This window comes from Cobetia sp. 3AK (assembly GCF_029846335.1).
In the GTDB taxonomy this organism is placed as follows: domain Bacteria; phylum Pseudomonadota; class Gammaproteobacteria; order Pseudomonadales; family Halomonadaceae; genus Cobetia; species Cobetia marina.
In genome coordinates this window covers 34,969-59,717 of record NZ_JARWKR010000011.1, presented here as the reverse complement: position 1 = coordinate 59,717, position 24,749 = coordinate 34,969, and the positions used below count along the sequence as shown (strand labels likewise).

General features: G+C 62.7%; 20 protein-coding genes. 10 read left to right on the top strand and 10 right to left on the bottom strand.

All coding sequences use genetic code 11. The features are described 5' to 3' along the window. Nucleotides 1-309: 309 nt before the first annotated feature. The 7 genes from QD228_RS14690 (at nt 310) to QD228_RS14660 (ending at nt 8,912) form a co-directional block, all read left to right on the top strand. Nucleotides 310-1,476, top strand: coding sequence for an ABC transporter ATP-binding protein (locus tag QD228_RS14690; RefSeq protein ID WP_084209007.1), 1,167 nt, complete (start codon nt 310-312; stop codon nt 1,474-1,476). Continuing rightward, complete coding sequence (locus QD228_RS14685; RefSeq protein ID WP_279875966.1) at nt 1,476-2,690, top strand: ABC transporter ATP-binding protein; 1,215 nt, start codon at nt 1,476-1,478, stop codon at nt 2,688-2,690. Before QD228_RS14690 ends, QD228_RS14685 begins: the two co-directional genes overlap by 1 nt. Continuing rightward, nucleotides 2,690-3,559 (top strand): sugar ABC transporter permease, encoded by an 870-nt coding sequence (locus tag QD228_RS14680; protein ID WP_279875965.1) that lies wholly within the window; start codon nt 2,690-2,692, stop codon nt 3,557-3,559. The genes QD228_RS14685 and QD228_RS14680 overlap by 1 nt, the downstream gene beginning before the upstream one ends. Before the next feature lie 11 nt (nt 3,560-3,570). Continuing rightward, nucleotides 3,571-4,371, top strand: a complete 801-nt coding sequence (locus QD228_RS14675; RefSeq protein WP_077372718.1) for a carbohydrate ABC transporter permease — start codon at nt 3,571-3,573, stop codon at nt 4,369-4,371. Between the two features lie 73 nt (nt 4,372-4,444). Then, the gene (locus tag QD228_RS14670) at nt 4,445-4,717 is read left to right on the top strand and encodes a DUF2160 domain-containing protein (protein WP_043334560.1); all 273 of its coding nucleotides are present in this window, start codon (nt 4,445-4,447) and stop codon (nt 4,715-4,717) included. 203 nt (nt 4,718-4,920) lie between these two features. After that, complete coding sequence (locus tag QD228_RS14665) at nt 4,921-6,942, top strand: DUF4955 domain-containing protein (protein ID WP_279875964.1); 2,022 nt, start codon at nt 4,921-4,923, stop codon at nt 6,940-6,942. A gap of 317 nt (nt 6,943-7,259) precedes the next feature. Next, nucleotides 7,260-8,912, top strand: coding sequence for an ABC transporter substrate-binding protein (locus tag QD228_RS14660; RefSeq protein ID WP_240499748.1), 1,653 nt, complete (start codon nt 7,260-7,262; stop codon nt 8,910-8,912). Nucleotides 8,913-9,068: 156 nt separating this feature from the next. Here the strand turns inward: QD228_RS14660 and gcvP are convergent, their stop codons facing one another. Together gcvP and gcvH are read right to left on the bottom strand one after the other, a co-directional pair. Further along, nucleotides 9,069-11,963, bottom strand: coding sequence for an aminomethyl-transferring glycine dehydrogenase (gene gcvP / locus QD228_RS14655; RefSeq protein WP_279875963.1), 2,895 nt, complete (start codon nt 11,961-11,963; stop codon nt 9,069-9,071). A gap of 208 nt (nt 11,964-12,171) precedes the next feature. Then, nucleotides 12,172-12,564 carry a glycine cleavage system protein GcvH gene (gcvH, locus tag QD228_RS14650; RefSeq protein ID WP_077372729.1) on the bottom strand — a complete coding sequence of 131 codons (393 nt, stop codon included), beginning with the start codon at nt 12,562-12,564 and terminating at the stop codon, nt 12,172-12,174. An 867-nt stretch (nt 12,565-13,431) separates the two neighbouring features. Between gcvH and QD228_RS14645 the strand changes: the two genes are divergently transcribed. After that, nucleotides 13,432-14,799, top strand: a complete 1,368-nt coding sequence (locus tag QD228_RS14645) for a sodium:alanine symporter family protein (protein WP_077372732.1) — start codon at nt 13,432-13,434, stop codon at nt 14,797-14,799. Between the two features lie 145 nt (nt 14,800-14,944). Beyond that, a complete protein-coding gene (gene gcvT, locus QD228_RS14640; protein ID WP_077372734.1) occupies nt 14,945-16,078 on the top strand; it encodes a glycine cleavage system aminomethyltransferase GcvT in 1,134 nt (377 codons plus the stop codon). A gap of 291 nt (nt 16,079-16,369) precedes the next feature. Here the strand turns inward: gcvT and QD228_RS14635 are convergent, their stop codons facing one another. The 3 genes from QD228_RS14635 to QD228_RS14625 all read right to left on the bottom strand — a co-directional run bounded on the left by QD228_RS14635 (nt 16,370) and on the right by QD228_RS14625 (nt 18,619). Next, nucleotides 16,370-16,576 carry a cold-shock protein gene (locus QD228_RS14635; RefSeq protein WP_077372737.1) on the bottom strand — a complete coding sequence of 69 codons (207 nt, stop codon included), beginning with the start codon at nt 16,574-16,576 and terminating at the stop codon, nt 16,370-16,372. A 586-nt stretch (nt 16,577-17,162) separates the two neighbouring features. Continuing rightward, entirely contained in the window at nt 17,163-17,825 is a 663-nt protein-coding gene (locus tag QD228_RS14630) for a 3-oxoacid CoA-transferase subunit B (protein WP_084209001.1), read from the bottom strand. 92 nt (nt 17,826-17,917) lie between these two features. Beyond that, nucleotides 17,918-18,619: a CoA transferase subunit A gene (locus QD228_RS14625; protein WP_136938129.1), complete on the bottom strand. Its 702-nt coding sequence runs from the start codon at nt 18,617-18,619 to the stop codon at nt 17,918-17,920. A gap of 427 nt (nt 18,620-19,046) precedes the next feature. On the opposite strand from QD228_RS14625, the gene QD228_RS14620 reads away from it, so the two are divergent. Further along, on the top strand, nt 19,047-19,970 hold the full coding sequence (locus QD228_RS14620; RefSeq protein WP_279875962.1) for a LysR family transcriptional regulator: 924 nt from the start codon (nt 19,047-19,049) through the stop codon (nt 19,968-19,970). Here QD228_RS14620 and QD228_RS14615 read toward each other — a convergent pair. From QD228_RS14615 to QD228_RS14595, 5 genes are all read right to left on the bottom strand, one after another. Then, nucleotides 19,962-20,723, bottom strand: a complete 762-nt coding sequence (locus tag QD228_RS14615; protein ID WP_084208999.1) for an alpha-ketoglutarate-dependent dioxygenase AlkB — start codon at nt 20,721-20,723, stop codon at nt 19,962-19,964. The two genes, QD228_RS14620 and QD228_RS14615, sit on opposite strands and share 9 nt — an antisense overlap. 75 nt (nt 20,724-20,798) lie before the next feature. Beyond that, entirely contained in the window at nt 20,799-21,350 is a 552-nt protein-coding gene (locus QD228_RS14610) for a phosphatase PAP2 family protein (RefSeq protein ID WP_077372749.1), read from the bottom strand. Next, nucleotides 21,322-22,479, bottom strand: a complete 1,158-nt coding sequence (locus QD228_RS14605; protein ID WP_084208998.1) for a glycosyltransferase family 1 protein — start codon at nt 22,477-22,479, stop codon at nt 21,322-21,324. The genes QD228_RS14610 and QD228_RS14605 overlap by 29 nt, the downstream gene beginning before the upstream one ends. Nucleotides 22,480-22,817: 338 nt before the next feature. Next, a complete protein-coding gene (locus tag QD228_RS14600) occupies nt 22,818-23,768 on the bottom strand; it encodes a LysM peptidoglycan-binding domain-containing protein (protein ID WP_279875961.1) in 951 nt (316 codons plus the stop codon). Next, a complete protein-coding gene (locus QD228_RS14595) occupies nt 23,755-24,657 on the bottom strand; it encodes an acyltransferase (protein WP_176493044.1) in 903 nt (300 codons plus the stop codon). Before QD228_RS14595 ends, QD228_RS14600 begins: the two co-directional genes overlap by 14 nt. Between the last annotated feature and the right edge of the window lie 92 nt (nt 24,658-24,749).

Genomic DNA, 24,749 nt, shown 5'->3' with positions numbered 1-24,749 from the left:
CGTGGCGAGTGTTCAGTTCCGAGGACTCCAGTGTTCAGACACTGTTCATCAGAGTAGCGGCAGACGGGGTGGTTGACGGGCTAGACCATGGTCTGCCCCTGCCTTGGTCGCATCTGGCAAGTGGCTGAATGATCAGCGAAAGAGGGCGATCTGGCGGTATCCGAGGGCGTGTGGAGGGCGTCTGTGACGACGGGATTGCGCGCGGCTGGCACAGGGTTCGCTAGATGAGAGTCACCAGGTGGGTATGAACACTCGGCAGTGGTTGGCCGTGTCCCTGCCCCGATGACTTTCACCAGACGAGACAGCGCCATGTCCTTGAGCCTTGAGGCGGTCACCCGCCGGGTTGGCCGCGAGACCCATATCGACAGGGTGGACCTGACCTTCGAGCCCGGCTCCTTCAATGTGCTGCTGGGACGCACCTTGTCCGGCAAGACCTCACTGATGCGCCTGATGGCAGGCCTCGATGTGCCCAGTGATGGGCGAATCGTGATGAACGGCGAGGACGTGACCGGCCGCCCGGTGCGCGAGCGCAATATCTCGATGGTCTATCAGCAGTTCATCAACTACCCGAGTCTGAGCGTCTACGACAACATCGCCTCGCCGCTGAAGCTGGCGCGCATGGCGCCGGAGGAAATCCGTCGCCGCGTGCACGAGATCGCCGAGATGCTGCATATCGAGCAGTTCCTCGCGCGTCAGCCGGCGGAGCTCTCCGGCGGTCAGCAGCAGCGTACGGCCATGGCGCGGGCGCTGGTCAAGGATGCTGACCTGGTGCTGTTCGATGAGCCGCTGGTCAATCTTGATTACAAGCTGCGCGAAGAGCTGCGCCACGAGATGCGCAGCCTGTTCGCGACCCGCAACACCATCGCCGTCTACGCCACCACCGAACCCGGTGAGGCGCTGGCGCTCGGTGGCACCACCACCCTGATGCATGAAGGGCGGGTGTTGCAGTCCGGGCCTACCGAGGCCGTCTACCATCATCCGGTGAGTGTCGAGGCGGCGAAGCTCTACTCCGAGCCGCAGATCAATCTGTTCGAGGCCGAGGTGCGTGGGCGTGAACTGGCGTTCTCCGGTGCCGCCAGTGCCGGCGAGCAGGGCAGCCGGTTCGTGCTGCCCACACCACTGGTGGGGCTCGAGAGCGGGGCCTATCGCTTCGGTATCCGTCCCAGTCATCTGGGGTTGGCGCCGCTGGCCGACGATGATCTCGAGTTCGCCGTCACGGTGGATATCGCCGAGATCTCCGGCTCCGAAACCTTCCTGCATGTCAGCAATGACGATCACTCCCTGGTGCTGCACCTGTCCGGTATCCACGACTTCGCCGTGGATGATGCCATCCGGGTCTATGCCCCCGCGCACAAGTTGTTCGTCTTCGCGGATGACAAGGGCCGCGCTGGCGGTGAAGTGGCAGGCCCGGGCGGCGACGGGGCACTGATCCGCTCGCCCGAGCGACCCACCACGACTGGCGGAGGGCTGGCCTGATGGCGGAAATACACCTCAATGATCTGGCGCACAGCTACCTGGCGGCGCCTACGGCTGACAGTGACTACGCCATCCGGCGCATGAACCATGTCTGGCAGCAGGGCGGTGCCTATGCGCTGCTCGGCCCGTCGGGCTGTGGCAAGAGCACGCTGCTCAACATCATCTCCGGGCTGCTGGCCCCCTCCGAGGGCGAGGTGCGCTTCGATGATCGCGTGGTCAATCGGCTGCCGCCGGAAGAGCGCAACATCGCTCAGGTGTTCCAGTTCCCGGTGGTCTACGACACCATGACCGTCTTCGACAATCTGGCCTTCCCGCTGCGCAATCAGCGCCAGCCGGAGCACAAGGTGCAGTCTCGGGTACGTGAGATCGCCCAGGTGCTGGAGCTGGAAGACCTGCTGACGCGGCGTGCCAGCAACCTGACGGCCGACGAGAAGCAGAAGGTCTCGATGGGCCGCGGGCTGGTGCGTGATGACGTGGCCGCCATCCTGTTCGATGAACCGCTGACCGTCATCGACCCCCACCTCAAGTGGAAGCTGCGGCGCAAGCTCAAGCAGATCCATGAGCAGTTCAACATCACCATGGTCTACGTCACCCATGATCAGCTGGAGGCCTCGACCTTCGCCGACAAGATCGCGGTGATGTATGAAGGCCGCATCGTGCAGTTCGGTACCCCGCGCGAGCTGTTCGAGGACCCCGCTCACACCTTCGTGGGCTACTTCATCGGCTCGCCGGGCATGAATCTGGCCAGCATCACGCTGGAATCAGAGGGCGTGCGGCTCGGGACGGGGGAGGACGCGCCCTTGCTGCACCTTCCACGGGCGCTGCTGGCGACGCTTGAGGAGCGCAAGGGCGAGCTGAAGCTGGGCATCCGCCCCGAATTCGTCGAGCTCGAGGCCAGCGACAGCTCACCCGCTGCGGCGGTTTCCGACACCCGCGAGCATTGGCTCAGTGGTCAGGTCTCGCTGGTGCAGGATCTTGGCACCTACAAGGTAGTGGATCTCGACATCGGCGGTGGCTGCATCTTCAAGGCACGTATCGAGGAAGATGCGCCTATCCCTGTCGGGGGTGTGCGGCTGCGGCTACCGGCCCGCTGGCAGCGCTTCTATCTCGATGAGCATCTGCTGGACCTGTCACAGGCCGGCGCGCCCGACAGCGGCGAGGCGGACAGCTTTGCTAGAGGGGAAAGTGGAGAGCAGCCGGGAGGAAACGCCTGATGCAACGCACACACAACAATCGCGCCTGGTGGCTGGTGCTGCCGGTGGTCATCGTGGTGGCGTTCTCGGCCATCATCCCGATGATGACGGTGGTCAACTACTCGGTGCAGGACATCTTCGATCCCTCCACACGCTTCTTCGTGGGGACCGAATGGTATCGCGAGATCCTGCGCGACGAGCGCCTGCACGACTCGCTGGTTCGCCAGTTCGTCTATTCCTTCGCGGTTCTCGCCATCGAGATTCCGCTGGGGATCGCCGTGGCGCTCTCGATGCCGCGCAAGGGCTTCATGGTCTCGTTGTGCATGATCCTGCTGGCCCTGCCGCTGCTGATTCCCTGGAACGTGGTCGGCACCATCTGGCAGATCATCGGGCGTGAGGACATAGGACTCTATGGCTGGGCGCTGGGGCAACTGAGCATCGATTACAACTACGCCTCCAACCCGGCCGACGCCTGGGTGACGGTGCTGGTGATGGATGTCTGGCACTGGACGTCGCTGGTGGCACTGCTGTGCTACTCGGGGCTGCGCGCCATTCCCGATGTCTACTATCAGGCCGCGCGCATCGACCGTGCCTCACCCTGGGCCGTGTTCCGCTACATCCAGCTGCCCAAGCTCAAGAGCGTGCTGCTGATCGGCATCATGCTGCGCTTCATGGACAGCTTCATGATCTACACCGAGCCCTTCGTCCTCACCGGTGGCGGGCCGGGTACCACCACGACCTTCCTGTCCCAGACCTTGACCCAGATGGCGATCGGCCAGTTCGATCTCGGACGCGCCGCTGCCTTCTCGCTGATCTACTTCCTCATCATCCTGCTGGTCTCGTGGCTGTTCTATACCGCCATGACCCATCAGGACAGTGACGACGCCTGAGGAGACGAGTGATGAAAACACGCAAGCGTCTGGTAATGACGATCTACCTGCTGTTCCTGCTGGTGCCGATCTACTGGCTGCTGATCATGTCGTTCAAGTCGAATCAGGAGATTCTCGGCGGCCTGACCCTGTGGCCCGAGAACTTCACCTTCGACAACTACCGGGTGATCTTCACCGACCCCAGCTGGTACATGGGCTATGTGAACTCGATGAGCTATGTGGTGCTCAACATGGCCATCTCGCTGACGGTGGCACTGCCGGCGGCCTATGCCTTCTCGCGCTATCGCTTCCTGGGTGACAAGCATCTGTTCTTCTGGCTCTTGACCAATCGCATGGCACCGCCGGCGGTCTTCCTGCTGCCGTTCTTCCAGCTCTACTCCTCGGTGGGACTGTTCGATACTCCGCTGGCGGTGGCACTCGCGCACTGTCTGTTCAACGTGCCGCTGGCAGTGTGGATTCTGGAAGGCTTCATGTCCGGCGTGCCCAAGGAGATCGATGAGACGGCCTATATCGATGGCTACAGTTTTCCGCGCTTCTTCCTGACGCTGTTCATTCCGATGATTCGCCCGGGCATCGGGGTGACCGCCTTCTTCTGCTTCATGTTCTCGTGGGTGGAGCTGTTGCTGGCACGAACCCTGACCTCGACGGAGGCGAAGCCGATCGCGGCGGTAATGACGCGAACGGTCTCGGCCTCGGGCATCGACTGGGGCGTGCTGGCCGCCGCCGGCGCCCTGACGCTGATTCCCGGCATCCTGGTGATCTACTTCGTGCGCAATCACGTCGCCAAGGGCTTCGCCCTGGGTCGGGTGTGAGCGGCGGCCAGACGAGCGCCGCTGTCATTGCCGCCAGCGAGTCGCTGCTGACGGCCTACAAGAGGACATGATGATGGAATGGATGGCCTGGACACTGCCCACGTCACTCTTCTTTGCCGGTATCGGCACCCTGCTGCTGGGCATGACCGCCTGGCAGTTCGTGACCCCGACGCTGAGTCGTCAGGGCTTTCTGCCCATCGCGACCACGCGTGGCGACAGACTGTTCATCGGCCTGCTCTCCAGCGGCTGGCTGCATCTGCTGTGGCTGGGCTTCACTGATCAGGTGCTGTGGATGATCAGCATTGTCTGTGTCGTCTGGATGCTGGTGTTGATGAAGTGGGGATGAGGTGAGGGTGAAGTGAGGGGGGATGAGAAGAAACGAGAGGTGAAGAAACGAGAAGTGAAGTGAGATGTCGGGAATGGGTGTGAGCGTTGACGACGGGCAGCGTCGCCCGTTGGCAACAGGGAACCCGAGGTGCTGACAGGAGTCCCAAGCGGTTCTGACTGGCCAAGCCAGTGTCATCTGTCATCGCTCTGGAACCCTGCTGCATGTCGTCTACCGAATCCTCGCGTCATTCGTCCACCACTGCCTCTGTTTCTTCCGGCAGGAAAAGCCGTCGTGTCATTCGTGCCGGGCTGACAGGACTGGGTCTTGTCTGTGTCGTCGCCATCGGCTGGTGGGTCACGACTCCCGTGTCGGTAGAGGATCAGCAGGGCGGGGCTGGCGGGAAGCATCCTGCAGCGGGGCAAGCGCAGGACGAGACTCAATCCCCCCTGTGGCAGGCGTATCAGCGGGTGTGGCAGGCCAATCAGGCGCTGCCGGCAGACAAGCGTGAGCCACTGCCCTTGCCGGACTTCTCGCAAGCTGGCTATCACCAGGGAGAGGCTCTCCCGGCGGCGTTGGCGACGGGAGCCAATGCACAAGAGGCGCTGAAGCGGGAATCAGAGTCTCGCAGCGTCAGGCGCTTCGATGTCACGGGTTATGGCGCTGATGGCACGGACGACGTGAGTGACCGAGATGCGGTACTGCGCGCCCATGCCGCGATGCGTCGTTGGCAGCAGCAGGGGGAGCATGATGCGGACAGCCCTCAGCGGCACGGGGTGCTCTATTTCCCTGCCGGTGACTATGTATTGTTCGGCCCCGCGGAGCGCGACTGGTTCTATGCACGGATGATCGCGCTCAAGGCGGCAGTCCCGGATGAGGCGCGCCAGCAGACGCTGCGCGAGGCATTGCTCAAGATGCAGGGGCTGAGCCTGGCCGGCAGTCATTGGACACTGGCGGGAGACGGAAGCGACAGGACCCGTCTCAAGCAGACCCGACCGATGCTGCCGTTGCACGCCAGCTGGTACTGGAGCACGCCCTGGTTGCTGCATCTTGGCAATCTGGAGGAAGGCAGGACGCTGGCCGAGGGCGGGAGTCAGGAAGCCTGGCAGCCGATCGCCGCGACGGCTCGCGTGCAGCCTGCCGATACGCAGGACACGGTGACACTGGCGGGCGTGGCACAGGCGGGCGTGGCACAGGCGTCATCGCTCAAGGCGGGGGGTGAGGTATTGCTGGAGAGCATCGACAAGCGCCCGCAAGCGGTAGCACGTGCTCTGGCACCCTATCAGATGGAAAAGGAGGCCAGAACCGGCAAGTCGCGCTGGCTGATCGAGCGGGATGGGGTGGTCAAGCGCGCTCGCTACCGTGTGCTGGCACGAGAAGGCAATCGGCTGACGCTGTCGTTGCCCGTGGTGCACGAGCGCTTCCCCGGTGAGCAGTGGCGTATCGCGCGCATCCACCCGGCGCATGAGGTCGGGGTCGAAGGCATCACGCTCAAGGGCAACTGGCGAGGGCATTTCAAGCATCACCGCAGCGCCGAGGACGACAGCGGCTTCGGCCTGCTGGATCTCGATGGCATCACCGATGGCTGGGTGCGTGATGTCCGGCTCGACAGTTTCAATCAGGGAGTGAAGGTGCGCCACAGCTCCCAGGTGACGCTCGAGGACGTGAGGATGACCGGCAAGCCGGGGCATATCGCGATGACGATCAGTGACAGCAATCAGGTGCTGGCAAGGCAGGTGGTCGACCAAAGTCATGCCTGGCATGCGCCCGGCGTGGCCCGCTACGCGACCCATAACGTCTACCTTGAACTGGAGCATGGCGGTGACAGTGGGATCGAACTGCATGGTCAGCAGCCGCGGGACAATCTCTTCGACCGCAAGCGAGGCGGCCATGTACGTGACCGCTGGGGCGCCAGTGTCGGCCATCAGCCCAATCATCTGCGCGGGCTGGTGCTGTGGAATCCGGTCAATACCGGCAAGCCGCACGATGCCTGGCCCTTCATGCGCGCCGACTCACACTTCGGCAAGGTGATCATGCCGACGGTAGTGGGCGCCACCGGCCGCGCGCTGGGCATCGCCAGTCGCCATGATTACGAGCGGGTGATGAACGCCAAGGGCGTGACGGACTACCCGCAGCTTGAGGCGCTGGACAAGCTGCAGGCGCGAGTGGAATCCCCCGGCGAGGCCGTTGAGCCAGCTTCGCTCTATCGTGCTCAACGTGCGCTGCTTCGCGAGACGCACCCGTGACCCGGAAAGCTTGAATCCGTCGGGTATCTGGCAGACGGACTGACAGTCAGATGCCCGGCCAGCCGAGCAGCAACGCAGCAAAGGCAAGACAGCGTACCCGGAACGACAGGAGGACAAGCAGTACCGGCAGGAGACACGCGCGGCATATCGCGCCGCGCGACACGTGATTGACGGAAGTGGTTGTTGGACGACGCGACACAACAATAACGCCAATGAAGGGACATCCCATGAGTCAGCACATCATTCGACCCGCACGCCTGCGTTACGCCATCGCCTTCGCCACGGCGGCGGGGCTCGCGGGTCTTTCCAGTCAGGCCATGGCCGATCAGTATCAGGATGCGGCAAGGAAGTGGATCGACCAGGAATTCTCACCCTCCACGCTGAGCAAGGACGAGCAGATGTCCGAGCTCGAGTGGTTCATCAAGGCCGCCGAGCCGCTGCGCGGCATGGAAATCAAGGTGGCCTCGGAAACCCTGACCACCCATGAATACGAGTCCAAGGTGCTGGCCAAGGCCTTCAGCGAGATCACCGGCATCAAGCTGACCCACGACTTGATTCAGGAAGGCGACGTCATCGAGAAACTGCAGACCCAGATGCAGTCCGGGCGCAACATCTACGATGGCTACGTCAATGACTCCGACCTGATCGGCACGCACTTCCGCTATGGCAAGGTCGTGCCGATCAGCGACATGATGGAAGGCGACGGCAAGGCCTTCACCTCGCCGACCCTGGATCTGGATGACTTCATCGGGCTGGATTTCACCACCGGCCCGGATGACAAGCTCTATCAGCTGCCGGACCAGCAGTTCGCCAACCTGTACTGGTTCCGCGCCGACTGGTTCGAGCGTGAAGACTTGAAGAAGCAGTTCAAGGACAAGTACGGCTACGAGCTGGGCGTACCGGTCAACTGGTCAGCCTATGAAGACATCGCCGACTTCTTCACCAATGACGTCAAGGAAATCGACGGCAAGCGGGTCTATGGCCACATGGATTACGGCAAGAAGGACCCGTCACTCGGCTGGCGCTTCACTGATGCCTGGTTCTCCATGGCGGGTGCCGGCGACAAGGGCTTGCCCAACGGCCTGCCGGTGGATGAGTGGGGCATTCGTGTCGAGGAATGTCAGCCGGTGGGCTCCTCGGTGACGCGTGGCGGCGCGGCCAATGGCCCGGCGGCCGTCTATGCTACCACCAAGTATGTCGACTGGTTGGGCAAGTACGCACCGCCGGAAGCTCAGGGCATGACCTTCTCCGAGTCCGGCCCGGTGCCGTCCCAGGGCAACATCGCCCAGCAGATCTTCTGGTACACCGCCTTCACGGCTGACATGACGCGGGATGGCCTGCCGGTGGTCAACGACGACGGCACGCCCAAGTGGCGCATGGCGCCGTCACCGCATGGCCCGTACTGGGAAGAGGGCATGAAGCTTGGCTATCAGGACGTGGGTGCCTGGACCTTCTTCGACTCCACGCCGGAGAAGAATCGTCACGCCGCCTGGCTGTATGCGCAGTTCGTGACCGCCAAGACCGTCTCGCTCAAGAAGACCCTGGAAGGCCTGACGCCGATCCGCGAGTCGGATATCCAGTCCCAGGCGATGACCGATGCCGCGCCGAAGCTGGGCGGTCTGGTCGAGTTCTATCGCAGCCCGGCACGGGTGCAGTGGTCGCCGACCGGCACCAACGTGCCGGATTATCCGAAACTGGCCCAGCTGTGGTGGCAGTACATCTCCCAGGCCGCCAGTGGTGAAGCCACGCCGCAGGAAGCGCTTGATGGCCTGGCCAAGGCGCAGGACCGCATTCTCGAGCGTCTCGAGCGCGCCAAGGTGATGGACAACTGTGGGCCGAAGCTCAACGAGGAACGTGATGCGGAGTACTGGTTCGCCCAGCCGGGTGCGCCGAAGGCCAAGCTGGACAACGAGAAGCCCAAGGGCGAGACCATCGCCTATGACGAGCTGCTCAAGAGCTGGAAGGAGTGATCTCGGCTGGCGCGTCATTGCGCCACTGAGCAGGCTCCTGAATGACCGCTGCAATGACAACGCCCCTGCCGGTTACCCGGCAGGGGCGTTTTTTTGCCAGAGCGATCAGCGACAGCGTTTCATCACTGCCTCATTGCTGGCTCTCAATCGAGACTCTCAATCACGGTAGAGGTCGATGCTCGGGCAGGAGCAGATCAACTGGCGATCGCCATGCACGTTGTCGACCCGGTTGACGGCCGGCCACTGCTTGGCCGCCTTGACGTGCTCGCTGGGGAAGGCACCGATCTCGCGGGAATACCCACGGTTCCATTCGGCGTCCATCAGGTCCGCCTGGGTGTGCGGCGCGTGCACCAGCGGGTTGTCTTGCAGGGTCCATTCGCCTTGCTCGACACGGGCGATCTCGGCGCGAATCGCGATCATCGCCTCACAGAAACGGTCGATCTCGTAGAGCGACTCGGACTCGGTGGGCTCGACCATCAGCGTGCCCGCCACCGGGAACGACATGGTTGGGGCGTGGAAGCCGTAGTCGATCAGGCGCTTGGCGATGTCTTCCTCGCTGATGCCGGAAGCGGCCTTCAGCGGGCGGATATCGATGATGCACTCATGCGCCACGGTGCCGTTCTTGCCGCGATAGAGCACCGGATAGTGCCCATCGAGACGCGTGGCGATGTAGTTGGCGTTGAGGATCGCAAGCTCGGTGGCCTCACGCAGCCCCTGCGCACCCATCATCTTGATGTAGGCCCAGGAGATCGGCAGGATCGCCGCGGAACCGAAGGCGGCGGCGGAGACGGCGGTGCATTCCGGCTTCACGCCTTCCAGCGGGGTGACCACGTGGTTGGAGACGAAGGGTGCCAGGTGTGACTTGACGCCGATGGGCCCCATGCCCGGACCGCCGCCACCGTGGGGAATGCAGAAGGTCTTGTGCAGGTTGAGGTGCGAGACATCGCCGCCGAAGTCACCCGGACGGCAGATGCCGACCTGGGCGTTCATGTTGGCGCCGTCGATGTAAACCTGACCGCCGTGATCGTGAACGACCTGACAGGCCTCGCGCACGGTTTCCTCGAACACGCCGTGGGTGGACGGGTAGGTGATCATGATCGCGGACAGCTTGTCGCTGTGCTGCTCGGCCTTGGCGCGCAGGTCATTGATGTCGATGTTGCCGCTGGCATCACACTCGACCACCACCACCTTCATGGCGGCCATCGCGGCGGAGGCCGGATTGGTGCCGTGGGCGGAGCTGGGGATCAGGCAGATGTCGCGCGCGCCCTCGCCGATGGAGGCCTGGTAGCGACGGATCGCGACCAGTCCCGCATATTCCCCCTGAGCGCCGGAGTTCGGCTGCATGGAGATGGCGTCGTAGCCGGTGATCTCGACCAGGAAGGCCGACAGCTCGTCGATCATCTGCTTGTAGCCGACCACCTGATCCGAGGGCGCAAACGGGTGGACGTTGGCGAATTCGGGCCAGGTGACCGGAATCATCTCGGTGGTGGCGTTGAGTTTCATGGTGCAGCTGCCCAGCGGAATCATCGCGTGGGTCAGCGACAGGTCCTTGTTCTCCAGGCGCTTCAGGTAGCGCAGCATCTCGGTTTCCGAGTGATAGCGGCTGAAGGTCGGGTGAGTCAGGAAGTCGCTGTCACGCTGACAGGCCGCCGGGATCGCGCTTGCGCCCTTGGCCAGCAGGTCCTGGTCCAGCGCGGCGACGGACAGGCCGTGCTCCTCGCCGAGCAGCACGTCGAACAGCACGCCGACATCGGCGGCGGTGGTGGTCTCGTCGAGGTTGATGGTGATGCGGCCATCGCCGTGGTGGCGCAGGTTGATCTCGTGGGTCAGCTCGCGACCATGGATCTTGCCGGCATTCACGCCGGTGACGGTGATGGCATCGAACCAGCTGTCGTGGGCCAGTGCCATGCCGCAACGGCTGACGCCCTCGGCGAGAATGCTGGTCAGGCGATGCACCCGGGTGGCGATGCGCTTGAGGCCCTCGGCACCGTGATAGACGGCGTAGAAGCCGGCGATGTTGGCCAGCAGCGCCTGGGCGGTGCAGATGTTGGAGGTCGCCTTCTCGCGGCGGATGTGCTGCTCGCGGGTCTGCATCGCCATGCGCAGTGCCGGGTTGCCGCGCGAGTCCTTGGAGACCCCGATGATGCGGCCCGGAATCGAGCGCTTGAGCTTGTCGGTGGTGGCGAAGAAGGCGGCGTGCGGGCCGCCGAAGCCCATCGGCACGCCGAAGCGCTGGGAGGTACCGACGACGATGTCGGCGCCGAGGCTGCCCGGCGACTTGAGCAGCACCAGGCTCAGCAGGTCGGCGGCCACCACGGTCATCGCGCCATTGGCGCGCGCGGCGTCCAGCAGCGGTGCGAGATCGCGTACCTGACCGGTATTGCCCGGATACTGGAACAGGGCGCCGAAGATGTCGTGCTCGCCGACGTTCTCGGCGGCATCGATGATCAGCTCGAAGCCGAAGTAGTCGGCGCGGGTGCGCATGACGTCCAGGGTCTGCGGCAGCACGTCATCGGCGATGAAGAAGCGCTTGCTCTTGCTCTTCTTGTTGCCGCGCTGACACAGCGCCATGGCCTCGGCAGCGGCGGTGGCCTCATCCAGCAGGCTGGCGTTGGCCAGCTCCATACCGGTCAGGTCCATTACCGCCTGCTGGAAGTTGAGCAGCCCTTCGAGACGACCCTGGGCGATTTCCGGCTGATACGGCGTATACGCGGTATACCAGCCCGGATTTTCCAGCACGTTGCGCTGGATGACCGCCGGCAGGTGGGTGTTGTGGTAACCCTGGCCGATATAGGTCTTGAATACCTTGTTCTGACGCGCCAGGCGCTTGAGATAGTCCAGTGCCTCGGATTCCGTGCGCGGCCCTTCGAGGTCCAGCTCGCGTCCCAGACGAATGGCCGCCGGCACGGTGCGGTCAATCAGCGTCTCGATGCTGTCTTCACCCAGTGTCGCCAGCATGCGCGTGACATTGGCGGCAGTCGGGCCATTGTGACGGGAAATGAAATCATCGTGCCCGGCCAGCTGGGCCAGGGTAAGCGTCTCGTGAGCCATGCAAGGAATCCTGTGCTGCAACGGGAACTGCAAGTGACAGTCCGCGGGAGGAACATCGCCTTGCCGGCGCAGGAGGGCGGGCAGGGCGTCGGGAATCGTGAAGCCTCGGCTGGGGGCGCCGAGCCAGCGTACTACCGGGTGAGACGGGCAAGCGGCCTCCAGCCATGTGACAGCGCTGTCTCGGACAGCGGCTGGAGGCCAACCGTGATCAGGCTTCGCTTTCCACCAGCTGGGTGTAGGCGTCCGCGTCGAGCAGCTTTTCCAGCTCGGCGCTGTCAGCGACCTTCATCTTCAGAATCCAGGCATCGTCATAGGGGCTTTCGTTGACGGATTCCGGCGCGTCTTCGAGGCTCTCGTTGACGGCGATGACTTCGCCGGCCAGCGGCGCGTACAGATCAGAGGCCGCCTTGACGGACTCGATGACACCGAACTCTTCTTCCAGCGCCAGTTCGCGACCGATTTCCGGCAATTCGACGAAGACGACGTCGCCCAGCGCTTCCTGAGCGTGGTCGGTGATGCCGATGGTCACGGTACCGTCACCGTTGTCCTGAACCCACTCGTGACTCTCGGTGTACTTAAGCGTGGCAGGAATGTTGCTCATGAGTGTTTTCCTATGTGAAAAGATTTTCTGATTCAGGGAATCGTTGCGCCATTATGCACGAAGGTCTCGACACGTGGCAGTAGCTGAGCGCGGCGTGCCTCTACGACTTTTGGCGAGTGGCAAGCGAGTTGCCCTCTTAATCGTGGTCCGTCGTGCTCCGGGCGTCCAGTGTCTCGCCTTGCCACGCCCGGTCTATCTGCGCCATGGCGCGAAGGTATCAGCGCACAAGGCCCATGAGTGCAGGGTACAGACCGTTTTTTCACCGCTGGAAGTCAGTTCTCCAGGTCCTCATCCTCTGACGGGAGGTGGGTTTCCAGCGAGAATCTGATGCCACTTTCCTGCGCTTGCGAGCCCTGTTGAGTCGAGGTAGAGTGTCGCCTGTTTCGTATTGGAAACTTGTTTCCCATGTTGTGTCCAGATTCGCGTGCTGTCAATGGTGTCGCAGGCAGCGACACCCATATTCGCTGAGGGAAGCTCCTTCACGCTCTGATCATCAGGCGTGTCCTGATGGCAGGTATCCCCGAGCGCCGCCGGAGCGTGCCTGTCGTCACGGGACTGCCCGCGAGAGGTGTGGGGGAAGACCCGGGAGAGGCTCAGGTTGCCGGCACAAGGGAAAGAGATATCCACTGAGTGACGCCCATCAACGGGCTGAATCCCTCAGGCGATTGACACATTTTCATGATTTTTGCGTGACGTTTTGCTCACATTCCAGCGTAAAGCCCTGTTGGGGTAGTGAAGACTGGAAGCTTCCGCTAATGTGAGCTGTCCGTTTGGCGTGCTGGCCGGTTGACCGGCTGGCCAGACGGGATTTCCGATGTGTCTCTCCTCGCATCGAGTCATAACAACAATTCAGCGGAGGAAATCTGCGTGGAAATGATCAGTTCTCTCTTTACCGCCATCAATGGCGTGGTGTGGGGCCCGGTGATGTTGATCCTGCTGCTCGGGGTCGGCTTCTATCTTCAGGCGGGCCTCAAGGGCATGCCGATCCGCAAGTTGGGTACCGGCTTCAAGCTGCTGTGGAGCGGGCGCGCGCCCGGCAAGGATGGCGATGGTGAAATGTCGCCGTTCAATGCCCTCATGACATCACTCTCCGCTACCATCGGTACCGGCAACATCGCGGGTGTGGCGACGGCGATCGCGCTGGGTGGACCGGGGGCGATCTTCTGGATGTGGATCACGGCGCTGGTCGGCATGGCGACCAAGTACGCCGAGGCCGTCTGTGCGGTGCGTTATCGCGAAGTGGATGACAACGGCAACCACGTCGGTGGTCCGATGTACTACATCCGCAACGGACTGGGGGCCAAGTGGGGTTGGCTGGGGGGCGCCTTTGCCTTCTTCGGCTGCTTCGCGGCCTTTGGCATCGGCAATACCGTGCAGTCCAACTCCGTGGCGGATGCCCTGGAAACCTCGTTTGCCATTCCGCACTGGGCCTCCGGTGTCGTGATGATGGTGCTGGCAGGTGCGGTCATTCTGGGTGGCATCAAGCGCATCTCCAGCGTGGCGGGCAAGCTGGTGCCGTTCATGGCGATTGCCTACTTCCTGTCGGGCATCGTCATTCTGGTGATCAATGCTGACCAGATCGGTCACGCCTTCGGCCTCATCTTCACCTACGCCTTCAATCCAGTCGCGGCGACTGGCGGCTTTGCCGGTGCGGCGGTGATGGCGGCCATCCGTTTCGGTGTGGCGCGCGGTATCTTCTCCAATGAAGCCGGCCTGGGCAGTGCGCCCATCGCCCACGCTGCCGCGCAGACCAAGAACCCGGTACGTCAGGGGCTGGTCGCCATGCTGGGCACCTTCATCGATACCATCGTCATCTGCACCATCACCGCGCTGGCCATCATCACCTCCGGCCTGTGGTCTTCCGGTGAGACGGGGGCGGCGCTGACCTCCATGTCCTTTGATCAGGCCTTGCCGGGTGTCGGCAACCATCTGGTCGCGATCGCGCTGGCCGTGTTTGCCTTCACCACCATCCTTGGCTGGTCCTTCTATGGCGAGAAGTGCTTCCAGTACCTGTTCGGTACGCGCGCCATCATGCTGTATCGCATCGTGTTCGTGATCGCGATTCCGGTGGGCGCGATGGCCAAGCTGGATCTCATCTGGCTGATGGCGGATACCTTCAATGCCTTGATGGCGATTCCGAACCTGATTGGTCTGGCGCTGCTGTCGCCGGTGGTCTTCAAGCTGACCCGCGACTACTTTGACGGCAAGGAAGTGCTGGCGGGCGAAGACCGCTGATCGCATCAGGAGCCCCCCGTCGCTGGCAGGCGCGGCGGGGTGAGCCCCCTCAGATTGTCCTATCTCGATCACTAGCCTCCGGCAGCACAGGGCCAGATTCACCTGGCTGTCGGAGAGATGTTGCATGCCACTCTGGAGAATGATGATGTCCGATTCCGCCGCTGTCACCGGTCTCAAGCAGACCGCGCTTCATGACCTGCACGTCGAGCAGGGAGCGAAGATGGTCGAGTTTGCAGGCTATTCCATGCCCGTCCAGTATCCGCTGGGCGTCAAGAAGGAGCACGAGCATACGCGTGCCAAGGCGGGGCTGTTCGATGTCTCGCACATGGGGCAGCTGATCCTGCGCGGAGAGAACGTGCAGGCGGCGCTGGAGACGCTGGTACCGACGGACATCGTCGATCTTCCGGTGGGCATGCAGCGTTACGGACTCTTTACCAGTGATACCGGCGGTATTCTCGATGACCTGATGATCGTCAATGGTGGCGATCACCTCTATGTGGTGGTGAATGCTGCCTGCAAGGATCAGGACGTCGCGCATCTGCGTGTGGGGCTGCCGATGGAGATCGAGCTTGAGGTGCTGGAGGATCGGGCGCTGCTCGCCCTGCAGGGGCCGCTGGCTCACGCGGTCATGCAGCGTCTGTCGCCCGAGGCCTGCGAGCTGACCTTCATGCATCATGCCCATGTCACCATCGATGGCATCGAGTGTTGGGTCAGTCGCAGCGGGTATACCGGTGAAGATGGTTTCGAGATCTCCGTCCCCGATGCTGAGGCGGAGCGCTTCGCGCGTCTGCTGCTGGCGGCGGAAGAGGTGGAGTTCATCGGTCTCGGGGCGCGGGATTCACTGCGTCTCGAGGCTGGACTGTGCCTGTATGGTCATGATCTGGACACCACGACGTCGCCGGTGGAAGCCAGCCTGATCTGGGCGCTGGGCAAGGTGCGTCGTCAGGGCGGTGCACGTGAAGGCGGCTTCCCGGGGGCGGACGTCATCCTGACCCAGATCGCCAACAAGGATCACACCCGCAAGCGAGTCGGTCTGGTGGCTGAAGGGCGTGCTCCGATTCGCGAAGGTGCCGAGCTCTTCGACGGCGAGGGCAACCGCATCGGTGTCGTGACTTCGGGCAGCTTCGGCCCGAGCTACGGCAAGCCGGTCGCCATGGGCTATGTGGCGATCGCGCACAGCGTGCTGGACACTCAGGTCTTCGCGGATGTACGCGGCAAGCGACTGCCGATGACCGTGACGAAGATGCCCTTCGTCGAGCAGCGCTATTACCGCGGCTGATGATGGGCTGAAGACAGGCAAGGCTGGACGGGAAAGGGGCTGCTTCGGCGGTCCCTTTTTCGTTGCCTGTGACAGGCGTCAGGCGTCAGACGTCAGGCAGCAGGCTCGGCTCTGGTCCGGGAGAACTGGATCGTGTCGTGCGCTGCAGGCAAGTGGCGCTGAGGCATGACGGAACTGGCTGGCAGGGGAGGGGGAGTCACGGATTTCGAGGCAATCTCCAGACGCAGAAAAGCCCGCCGAAGCGGGCTTTTCCGTGAAAAGAGAGGTTAGTCTCTTTCAGCTAACTCATGATCAGTCGATGATCTTGATGTTAGCGGCCTGGAGGCCTTTCTTGCCCTGGGTGACGTCGAAGGAAACCTTCTGACCGTCTTGCAGAGACTTGAAGCCTTCAGCCTGGATTTCGGAGAAGTGTGCGAACAGGTCGTCACCGTTGTCGTCCGGAGAAATGAAGCCGAAACCTTTGGTGTCGTTGAACCACTTGACTGTACCAGTTGCCATGATCGTAATTCCTTACTGATGATATTGCCGGGAGTTACCCGATATACGTGGGTAAAACAAGGAGGATATGCACCAGGTACCGAAGTGTTTCGATCACGACTGACGATATACGACTTGCTAACCAACGAGATCAATACTGCGCTGCCGCGCCTCCAAGGTCAAATGAAATATCAAAAACTTCGCCTTTGGTCGGGTGTCTCGTGAGCAGATTCTTCTCGAATGGACAGCATTGCGCCAGTCAGTTTTCCAGATTTCGCAAGGATTGACAGTGACTTGCTTTTATCCCGTTATCTTGGTTTCTGGTCGGTATGGAACCTCGCCGTATATCGCCCCGCTTGAGAGGTTGCCAAGGTGAGTCATCGTCGTGGGGATGGGGCGTGCGTGCGGGCTTTCAAGGCAGTGGGCAGCTCCTCGCGAATGATCCGCCAGGTCGTCATGCTTGGTGAGGGAAAGAGATAAAAAAACCGGCAGCGATGGCAGCGCTGCCGGTGGATGGTCTTGCAACCATCAAGACTCTCGGAGAGCGGCGATGATGCGCCCATCATCGCCGGAGAGATGGAGTGTCAAGCGATGCATCTGGGTCGTCTCAGGCGTCCAGCTGCATCTCGGGGACGTTGTCGGGCACGATGAGCTTGCCTGCGGTCAGGCGCTGTATCTCCTCGACACTGACGCCTGGCGCGCGTTCCAGCAGGTGGAATGCACCGTCCTTGATCTCGAGGAAGGCCAGGTCGGTCAGGACACGGCGAATGCAGCCGGCACCGGTCAATGGCAGCTCACACTGGCTGAGCAGCTTGGACTCACCATGCTTGGAGGCGTGGGTCATGGTGCAGATGATGTTCTCGGCACCCGCCACCAGATCCATGGCGCCGCCCATGCCTTTCACCAGCTTGCCGGGGATCATCCAGCTGGCGATGTTGCCGTTCACGTCCACCTCGAAGGCGCCGAGTACCGTCAGATCGACGTGCCCGCCGCGAATCATCGCGAAGGATTCGGCGGAATCGAAGATGGCGGCGCCATCGATGGCGGTCACGGTTTCCTTGCCGGCATTGATCATGTCGGCGTCGACCTCGTCGTCATAGGGATAGCGTCCCATGCCAAGCAGGCCGTTCTCGGACTGCAGCATCACGTCGATGCCATCCGGGATGTAGTTGGCGACCAGGGTCGGAATGCCGATGCCCAGATTGACGTAGGAGCCGTCCTGGATTTCCTGTGCCACTCGCTGGGCCATCTGTTCGCGTGTCAAAGCCATGATGTATTCCTTGTCTGAAGCGCCATCGAGGTGACGCCTTGCCGTGTCGGGGAGTGTCGTCGCGAGAAAACGGATGCAGGCGGAGCCTTGGCTCAACGCGAGCGAACGGTCCGTTTCTCGATGCGCTTCTCGAAGCTGCCCTTGATGACGCGGTCGACATAGATGCCCGGAGTGTGGATCTCGGCCGGGTCCAGCTCGCCGGGTTCCACCAGCTCTTCGACTTCGACCACGGTGATCTTGCCTGCGGTTGCGGCCAGCGGGTTGAAGTTGCGTGCCGTGTGACGGTAGACGACATTGCCGTAGCGGTCGGCCTTCCACGCCTTGACGATGGCGAAGTCACCCTTGATGGCTTCCTCGAGAATATAAGGGCGACCGTCGAATTCGCGGACTTCCTTGCCTTCTCCGATGGGCGTCCCGTAGCCGGTCGCGGTGAAGAAGGCGGGGATGCCGGCCCCGGCGGCGCGCATCTTCTCGGCCAGCGTGCCCTGGGGGGTCAGGATGACCTCGAGCTCTCCGTCCAGCAGCTGGCGCTCGAACAGGGCGTTCTCGCCGACGTAGGAGGCGATCATGGTCTTGATCTGGCGATCTTCCAGCAAGATGCCCAACCCGAAGCCGTCCACGCCGCAGTTGTTGGAGACGACGGTCAGGTCCTTCACGCCACGATGCTTGATCTCCTGGATCAGGTTCTCGGGAATACCGCAGAGTCCGAATCCGCCGGCGATCACCGTCATGCCGTCTTCCAGGCCCGCCATGGCATCGGCGTAGCGGGTCACTACCTTGTTGAATCCTGCCATGAAGTTCTCCTTGAGCATCTTGTGTAGTCGTTTAGACGGTGATGAGTCGTTGCTCATCTTCCGTGGCCGGCGCCTGGGGCAGGCGTCTGGCAAAGGCTTGAGTGCATCATTGCCGACAATCTGGTGGCTGTATATATTTGATAAGTTTGTTTTTTCTATCCATTGATAAGTTTTCATGAAGAGTCTTGGGGCAGTACGATATCGCCTTGCCCGCTGGTTTCCTGCACAGATCCGCCTGTGGTGCGGGTCAGCGGCGGATATGCACGACAAGACTGGACGACTCGCGGTGCAAGGCTGCGCAAGCGGCTCTGGTCACCTTGGACCAATGGTGTAGAGGCCGACGGGTCTCCCGGCGACGGGTTGAGCCTGTTTCCCCGAATGTCATCTCAAGGCGCGTCCCCCAGGGACCCCACAGGAAGGATGCCGCATGACCTTGAAACAGTTGAAAGCCTTTGTCGCAGTGGCCAGAACCCTGTCCTTCGTGGAAGCGGGCACGTTGGTGCATCTTTCCCAGCCGGCATTGTCGCTGGCCGTCAAGAATCTGGAGGAGTCGTTGGGTGGGCGTCTGTTCCAGCGTTCCACTCGACAGGTCAGCCTGACGCCGGAAGGACGGGCCTTCTTCCCGCTGGCTCGCAGGATACTGTCGGATTGGGAGCATGCTGAGGACGAGATGCGCCAGCGATTCAGTCTCGGACGCGGGCGTGTGGCACTGGCTGCCATGCCGACTTTCGCCGGGAATCTGCTGCCAGGAGTACTGGCGGATTTTCGACGGCAGTACCCGGAGATCACCATCGAGGTCAATGACGTGATCGCCGAGGAAGTCGTGGAGCGTGTCACCGATGGGCGCGTGGAACTGGGGATCTGTTTTGATCCCGGGGTACGCGAGGACCTTGTCTTCGAATCACTCTTCGAGGATCGCTACATCGCGATCATTCCCGAGGGGCACGCCCTGTTGCAGGGCGCTCCCGAGACCATCCATTGGGATCAGCTGCTGGAAGAGGATTTCATCACCCTGCAACGTCCCTCGGGCGTGCGACACATGCTGGAGCGGCGCCTGGCAGAGGCGGGACTCAAGCTCACCGTCGCCTTCGAGACCCATCAGCTGGTGACCTGCGGACGTATGGTGGCAGAGGGACTTGGCGTCAGCGCGGTACCGGCGATGAGCGCCGATCAGATGTCAGCGCTGGGATGTCGGTGCCTGGGGCTGGAAGGGCCGGTCATCGAGCAACGTGTCGGCGTGATTCGCCGCGGCCGTCATGAGCTGTCGGTCGCGGTCCAGGCGATGCTGGACACTCTGCGGGCCCGCTATCCCGTCTCGCCGCCGCCCGTGCCTGATGAGGATCTAGCGTGACGCCGTCAATAGCTGTCGGTAGGTCAGGCTGATGCGCACGCCCTCGAGCTTGCGTGGCGGCAGGGCGTGATGCAGTCGGTCCTGACAGCCGCGCCCCATCACCAGCAATGAGCCATGGGGCAGCCACAGGTTGAAGGCGGGGTCCTGTGCGTAGGGGCTGCGGGGATGTCCCTTGAAGCGCAGGGGCCGCTCTCGTCCCAGTGACAGGGCCAGCACGATGGGGCGGTCGCCAAGCTCCGGTTCATTGTCACTATGCCAGCCCATGCGGTCATTGCCATCGGCGTAGCGATTGGCCAGCAGGCTGTTGAAGTGCTGGTCGATATGGCGTTCCTGCCCCGGCTGCGCGCTCAGCTCGCGGTTGATGGCGTGACGGGCAAGCTCCCCCAGATGCCAGGCCATCGGACGCCATGGCGCTGGCTCGAACAGGCTGCCGGAATAGCGATAGCGAGCCCCGGCGTCCCCCATCCATACCTGACGGCGAGGGATGGGATGCGTCTTGCCATGCACGCTCAAGCTCGGCCGCTGCCAGTCGAGCGTGGTATCCAGCGTGACCAGTGCCTGGTCGGCCTGCAGGGGAGTCAGAGCGGTTGGCTTGAGATAGAGCGGGTGCAGCGGATGGCGATACCAGCCATGGGCCAGTGTCTGCCAGTCGTCCGGCAGGCCGGCCGGTCGCTGTCCGCTTGGCGGGGTGCGGGAAGGGGCGTGTTGAGGATGCGTGGCGAACAGGTCGCCGGCCTCGGAGGATATCGTCATGAGGCGAGCTTGCCAGAGCGAATTGACTGTCGGCAAGTCGAAGGTGGCCTGCCGCCGACAGAGCGTGCACTGGGCTCAGAGTCCTGTCAGGGACTCAAGACTCAGAATGGCCACTTCAGCCAGCCCGAGTCCCAGCAGCGCCCCCGCCAGTACGTCACTGACGTAATGCAGTCCCAGGATCACGCGGGAAAGCGCGATCAACATGGCAAGCGGCGTGACGAGAATGGCCAGTTCCGGCAGCTGCTGAGCCGTCAGGCTGGCAAACAGCACCGCATGCAGTGTATGGCCACTTGGAAAGCTGTAGCGATCCAGCGGTGGCATGGTGCATTGGATGGTCGTGAAGGTGATGAAGGGGCGTTCCCGGCACAGCCGGGTCTTGAGGGCGCGATACAAAAGGGCGCCGGCCCCCGCCGCCAGTCCGAATTCCAGCATCAACCAGCCACCTTGCACGTGATGGAAGGGCAGGCTGAGTGTCAGCAGCAACCAGACGGGCCAGTCACCGAGGCGCGAGACCACGCGAAAGAGGGTCAGGATCGGCCGATACAGCGCCAGACGTGCTACCTGGCGACACAGCCGCCACTCCAGCAGGTCGAGTCGCTCAAAGACGGGAAGGCTGCGATCGTGCATCGGGCTTCTCCTCGGCGAGGCGTAGACAGGCAAGAAAATGCTCGGCGACCTGGCTCCAGGCCATGGGCTCGACGCGTACACGGGCCGCTCTTCCGAGACGTGCGATACGCGCTGGTCGCTGGCAGACTTCCACTGCCTGTTCGATGAATCTGTCCGGCTGGGTGCAGGGGGCCAGCAACCCCTGGTGGTCATCGCGGATCACTTCCGCAGCGGCCGCGTAGTCGAAGGCCACCACGGCCAATCCACTGGCCATGGCTTCCAGTACCACGTTGCCGAAGGTCTCCGACAGCGAGGGGAACAGGAACAGGTCGGCACTGGCGTAATGGGCAGCCAGCGCCTCGCCGGTCTGGAAGCCGGCGAAGATCGCCTCCGGCAGGCGTTGCTCAAGGCGTTCGCGCAGCGGGCCATCGCCCACCAGTACCAGCGCGATATCCGGCTGCACGGCCTGCATGGCCTCGTAGCTGCGAATCAACAGCTCGATGTTCTTTTCCGCCGCCAGGCGGCCGACATGCAGCGCGACGGGCTGCTGAGGGCCGACGCCCCACTGGCGACGCAGCGCTTCACTGCGATGAACGGGCGAGAAGCGCTGACAATCCAGCCCGCGTCCCACGACCCGGACATGCTTGAAACCCTGTTGCGCGAGAGTGGCGGCCTGGGTGCGTGTCGGGACCAGTGTCAGGTTGGCGGCATTGTGGAAGTGCTTCAGCCCCTGACGTACCAGGGGGCGTAATGCCCTGAGATGATAGTGGGTGCTGTACTGGTCGAAATTGGTATGAAAGCCTGCCACCACGGGCACGCCGAGGCGACGCGCGACCATCAGGGCACTGACCCCCAGCGGTCCTTCGGTGGCGATGTAGATGACGGAGGGCGGATGCTGGCGCCACAGCGCCGTCAGCCGTCTCAGGGCAGGGGCGCCGATCTGGACGGTGTCATAGCCCGGAAGACGGAAGCCGCGTACCTGTAGCTCCTGCGCGACTCGTGGTTCATGACTGCCGTCGCGGGGTGCGGGCCGCACGAGCTGCAGCTCGCAGCCCCGCGTGATGAGTTGATCGCACAGATGGCTCAGCGTGTGAGCCACGCCATTGATTTCCGGGTGCCAGGTTTCACTGACAAAGGCGATACGCTCCATGACGGCTCCTGATGACCTTTGAACGAAGTATTGGCCATGGGAGTGACGCCTGCATAACAGCGAGGTGACGAAGTGATGACACCCCACGCAGGTGTCGTTGCAGCCGCGGTCACTCCAGCGGGCAATCTCCCGCGGGCAATCTCCAGCAGGCAATGCTGCCAGGAGGCAGCGGATTCAAGGCGGTCACAGGTTACAGCTCAAAGATCAATCACGCTGGCCGAAACTGACGCGGGGGCGACAGGCGCGGCATGAAGGACGCCGTGGGCGAGGCATGCCCGACGCTCGTTTGGCAAGGCGAGCCCCTGAAGGGCTCGCCAGTGAGGCCGGCAGCCCCAGTTTCAGCGTTTCTCGAGCAGCTCGCGTGGATTGATCGGCTTGCCGCCATGGCGCACGTCGAAGAGCAGTTCAGGCTGACCGTCATTGCGACGTGCCACGCGACACAGCGGGGTGCCCGACGTGACCTGCTGACCGACCTTGACCAGTATCTCTCCACACTGCGCCAATACGCTCTGCAGATTGCCTGAATGGTGGAGGATGACCACATTGCCCAATTGCCGCATGTTGTCGGCAAAGCGGACTTCACCGCTGGCCGGCGCGCTGGCGACCCCATTGCTGGCCGTGCGAATCCGCATCGGGGCCAGTTGGCCATTGCGGTTGGTGCCGAATTCGCTGATGACTTCGCCGGCGGCAGGCCAGCGCCACGATTGACGCGGCTTCTTCAGCGGACCCGGATCCGGGCGTGCCACGAGACTGCCGCCGCTGGCACGCGCATTGGAAGCGCTTCGGCTGGGGCCACCATTGAGGGGAACCGAGATCAGGGTGCCGACTTTCAGGTCATTGGGGGGAAGCCCCGGGTTGGCGGTCTGGATGCGCTGAGGATTGGCTCCGAAGTAACGGCCTATCTTCGAGTAGGTGTCCCCGGGGCGCAGCTGATAGCGATAGGGGCCACCGGAGGGGGCACGCTCACGCGCGGTGGGCACCAGGATGCGCTGCCCGACCTTGAGGTCACGGATCTTGACGCCGGGGTTGAAGCGGGTGAGGCGCAACAGGGGAATGTCAGCGTCGCGTGCGATCTGCCCCAGGGTGTCGCCCTTCTGGATCGTGATCCATTGGCCTGCCGGTGAGCCGGAGTAGCTGCCGGTGGCGCAGCCTGTCAGCCACAGTGCCAGGCTCAGCCACGCCAGTAGCCGCAGCGGCGCGCGAGATGTCCTGTGGAGAAATGTCGAGATGTCGCCCACGGCCAGGCGCACAGCGCCCAGCGGCTCGTGAGGCATGTCAGAGTTGTTCAATGTCGTGTCCTGCACGTGACAGTCGGGCATCCTTGTCCTTCCAGACCTGATTGAGCCATTGCTGAAACCGTTCGCGGTAGGCAGCGTCCGCATGATAATCCCCGTTCAGCATCCAGGGTTCCACCGGGCGTTGCACGATATCCAGATGGATATCTCCCCCCTTGCCACACAGAAACTCCCAGAAGCTCGCGCTGGCGTGACGATAGTCCAGCGTGGCGTCGAGTATGCCTGACAGGCGGTCGCCGAGAATGCTGATCACCTGAGCGCTGCCGCCGGCGCGCGGCCTGAGCAGATGAGTGTACGGGCTTTGCTGTTGATCATGCTTGCCTGACGTGAAGCGCGTGCCTTCCACGAAGTTGAAGATCGACATGGGCGACTGGCCCGCTCGCTCACAGATGCGGCGTGTCGCGGCACGGTCGCGTTCCGCCAGGCGCGGGTCATTGGCCAGTCGTTCACGGCTGTAGCGGCGCATGAAGGGGAATTCCAGCGCCCACCAGGCCAGGCCGATGACGGGGACCCAGATCAACTCGCGCTTGAGAAAGAACTTGGGCATGGGCGTGCGATGATGCAATGCATACTGCAGCACGAAGATATCCGTCCAGCTGCGGTGGTTGGAGATCACCAGCCACCAGCGTCGCCTGGCGGAGCCATCCTTCAGGGCGTCCGGCACGTTGACCTGCCAATGGGGGCGTATCCAGGCGCGAATCCACAGATTGTTGGTGCCGATCCACCCCATGGCGAGACGGTTCAGCCCTTCGAGAAGATGAAGCTGCAGACGACGGGACGGGCTGAGCAGCTTGAGCAATGCCAGCAGGTACAGCGGTACCGACCAGAACAGGGTATTGATGATCAGAAACAACAGGCTGATGACGCCTCTGATACTCGACATGAACGACTCCTTCAGCAGATCGCGCCATCCTAATTCACCCGTGACAGGAAACCCACCCCGCTTGCGTGGAGGACAGCAACTCGACGTTGCGC

Bases quoted from the DNA above. Each gene is read 5' to 3' on its own strand.
- QD228_RS14690 (WP_084209007.1), top strand. From the start codon at position 310: ATGTCCTTGAGCCTTGAGGCGGTCACCCGCCGGGTTGGCCGCGAGACC.
- QD228_RS14685 (WP_279875966.1), top strand. From the start codon at position 1,476: ATGGCGGAAATACACCTCAATGATCTGGCGCACAGCTACCTGGCGGCG.
- QD228_RS14680 (WP_279875965.1), top strand. From the start codon at position 2,690: ATGCAACGCACACACAACAATCGCGCCTGGTGGCTGGTGCTGCCGGTG.
- QD228_RS14675 (WP_077372718.1), top strand. From the start codon at position 3,571: ATGAAAACACGCAAGCGTCTGGTAATGACGATCTACCTGCTGTTCCTG.
- QD228_RS14670 (WP_043334560.1), top strand. From the start codon at position 4,445: ATGGAATGGATGGCCTGGACACTGCCCACGTCACTCTTCTTTGCCGGT.
- QD228_RS14665 (WP_279875964.1), top strand. From the start codon at position 4,921: ATGTCGTCTACCGAATCCTCGCGTCATTCGTCCACCACTGCCTCTGTT.
- QD228_RS14660 (WP_240499748.1), top strand. From the start codon at position 7,260: ATGGCCGATCAGTATCAGGATGCGGCAAGGAAGTGGATCGACCAGGAA.
- gcvP (WP_279875963.1), bottom strand. From the start codon at position 11,963: ATGGCTCACGAGACGCTTACCCTGGCCCAGCTGGCCGGGCACGATGAT.
- gcvH (WP_077372729.1), bottom strand. From the start codon at position 12,564: ATGAGCAACATTCCTGCCACGCTTAAGTACACCGAGAGTCACGAGTGG.
- gcvT (WP_077372734.1), top strand. From the start codon at position 14,945: ATGTCCGATTCCGCCGCTGTCACCGGTCTCAAGCAGACCGCGCTTCAT.
- QD228_RS14635 (WP_077372737.1), bottom strand. From the start codon at position 16,576: ATGGCAACTGGTACAGTCAAGTGGTTCAACGACACCAAAGGTTTCGGC.
- QD228_RS14630 (WP_084209001.1), bottom strand. From the start codon at position 17,825: ATGGCTTTGACACGCGAACAGATGGCCCAGCGAGTGGCACAGGAAATC.
- QD228_RS14625 (WP_136938129.1), bottom strand. From the start codon at position 18,619: ATGGCAGGATTCAACAAGGTAGTGACCCGCTACGCCGATGCCATGGCG.
- QD228_RS14620 (WP_279875962.1), top strand. From the start codon at position 19,047: ATGACCTTGAAACAGTTGAAAGCCTTTGTCGCAGTGGCCAGAACCCTG.
- QD228_RS14615 (WP_084208999.1), bottom strand. From the start codon at position 20,723: ATGACGATATCCTCCGAGGCCGGCGACCTGTTCGCCACGCATCCTCAA.
- QD228_RS14610 (WP_077372749.1), bottom strand. From the start codon at position 21,350: ATGCACGATCGCAGCCTTCCCGTCTTTGAGCGACTCGACCTGCTGGAG.
- QD228_RS14605 (WP_084208998.1), bottom strand. From the start codon at position 22,479: ATGGAGCGTATCGCCTTTGTCAGTGAAACCTGGCACCCGGAAATCAAT.
- QD228_RS14595 (WP_176493044.1), bottom strand. From the start codon at position 24,657: ATGTCGAGTATCAGAGGCGTCATCAGCCTGTTGTTTCTGATCATCAAT.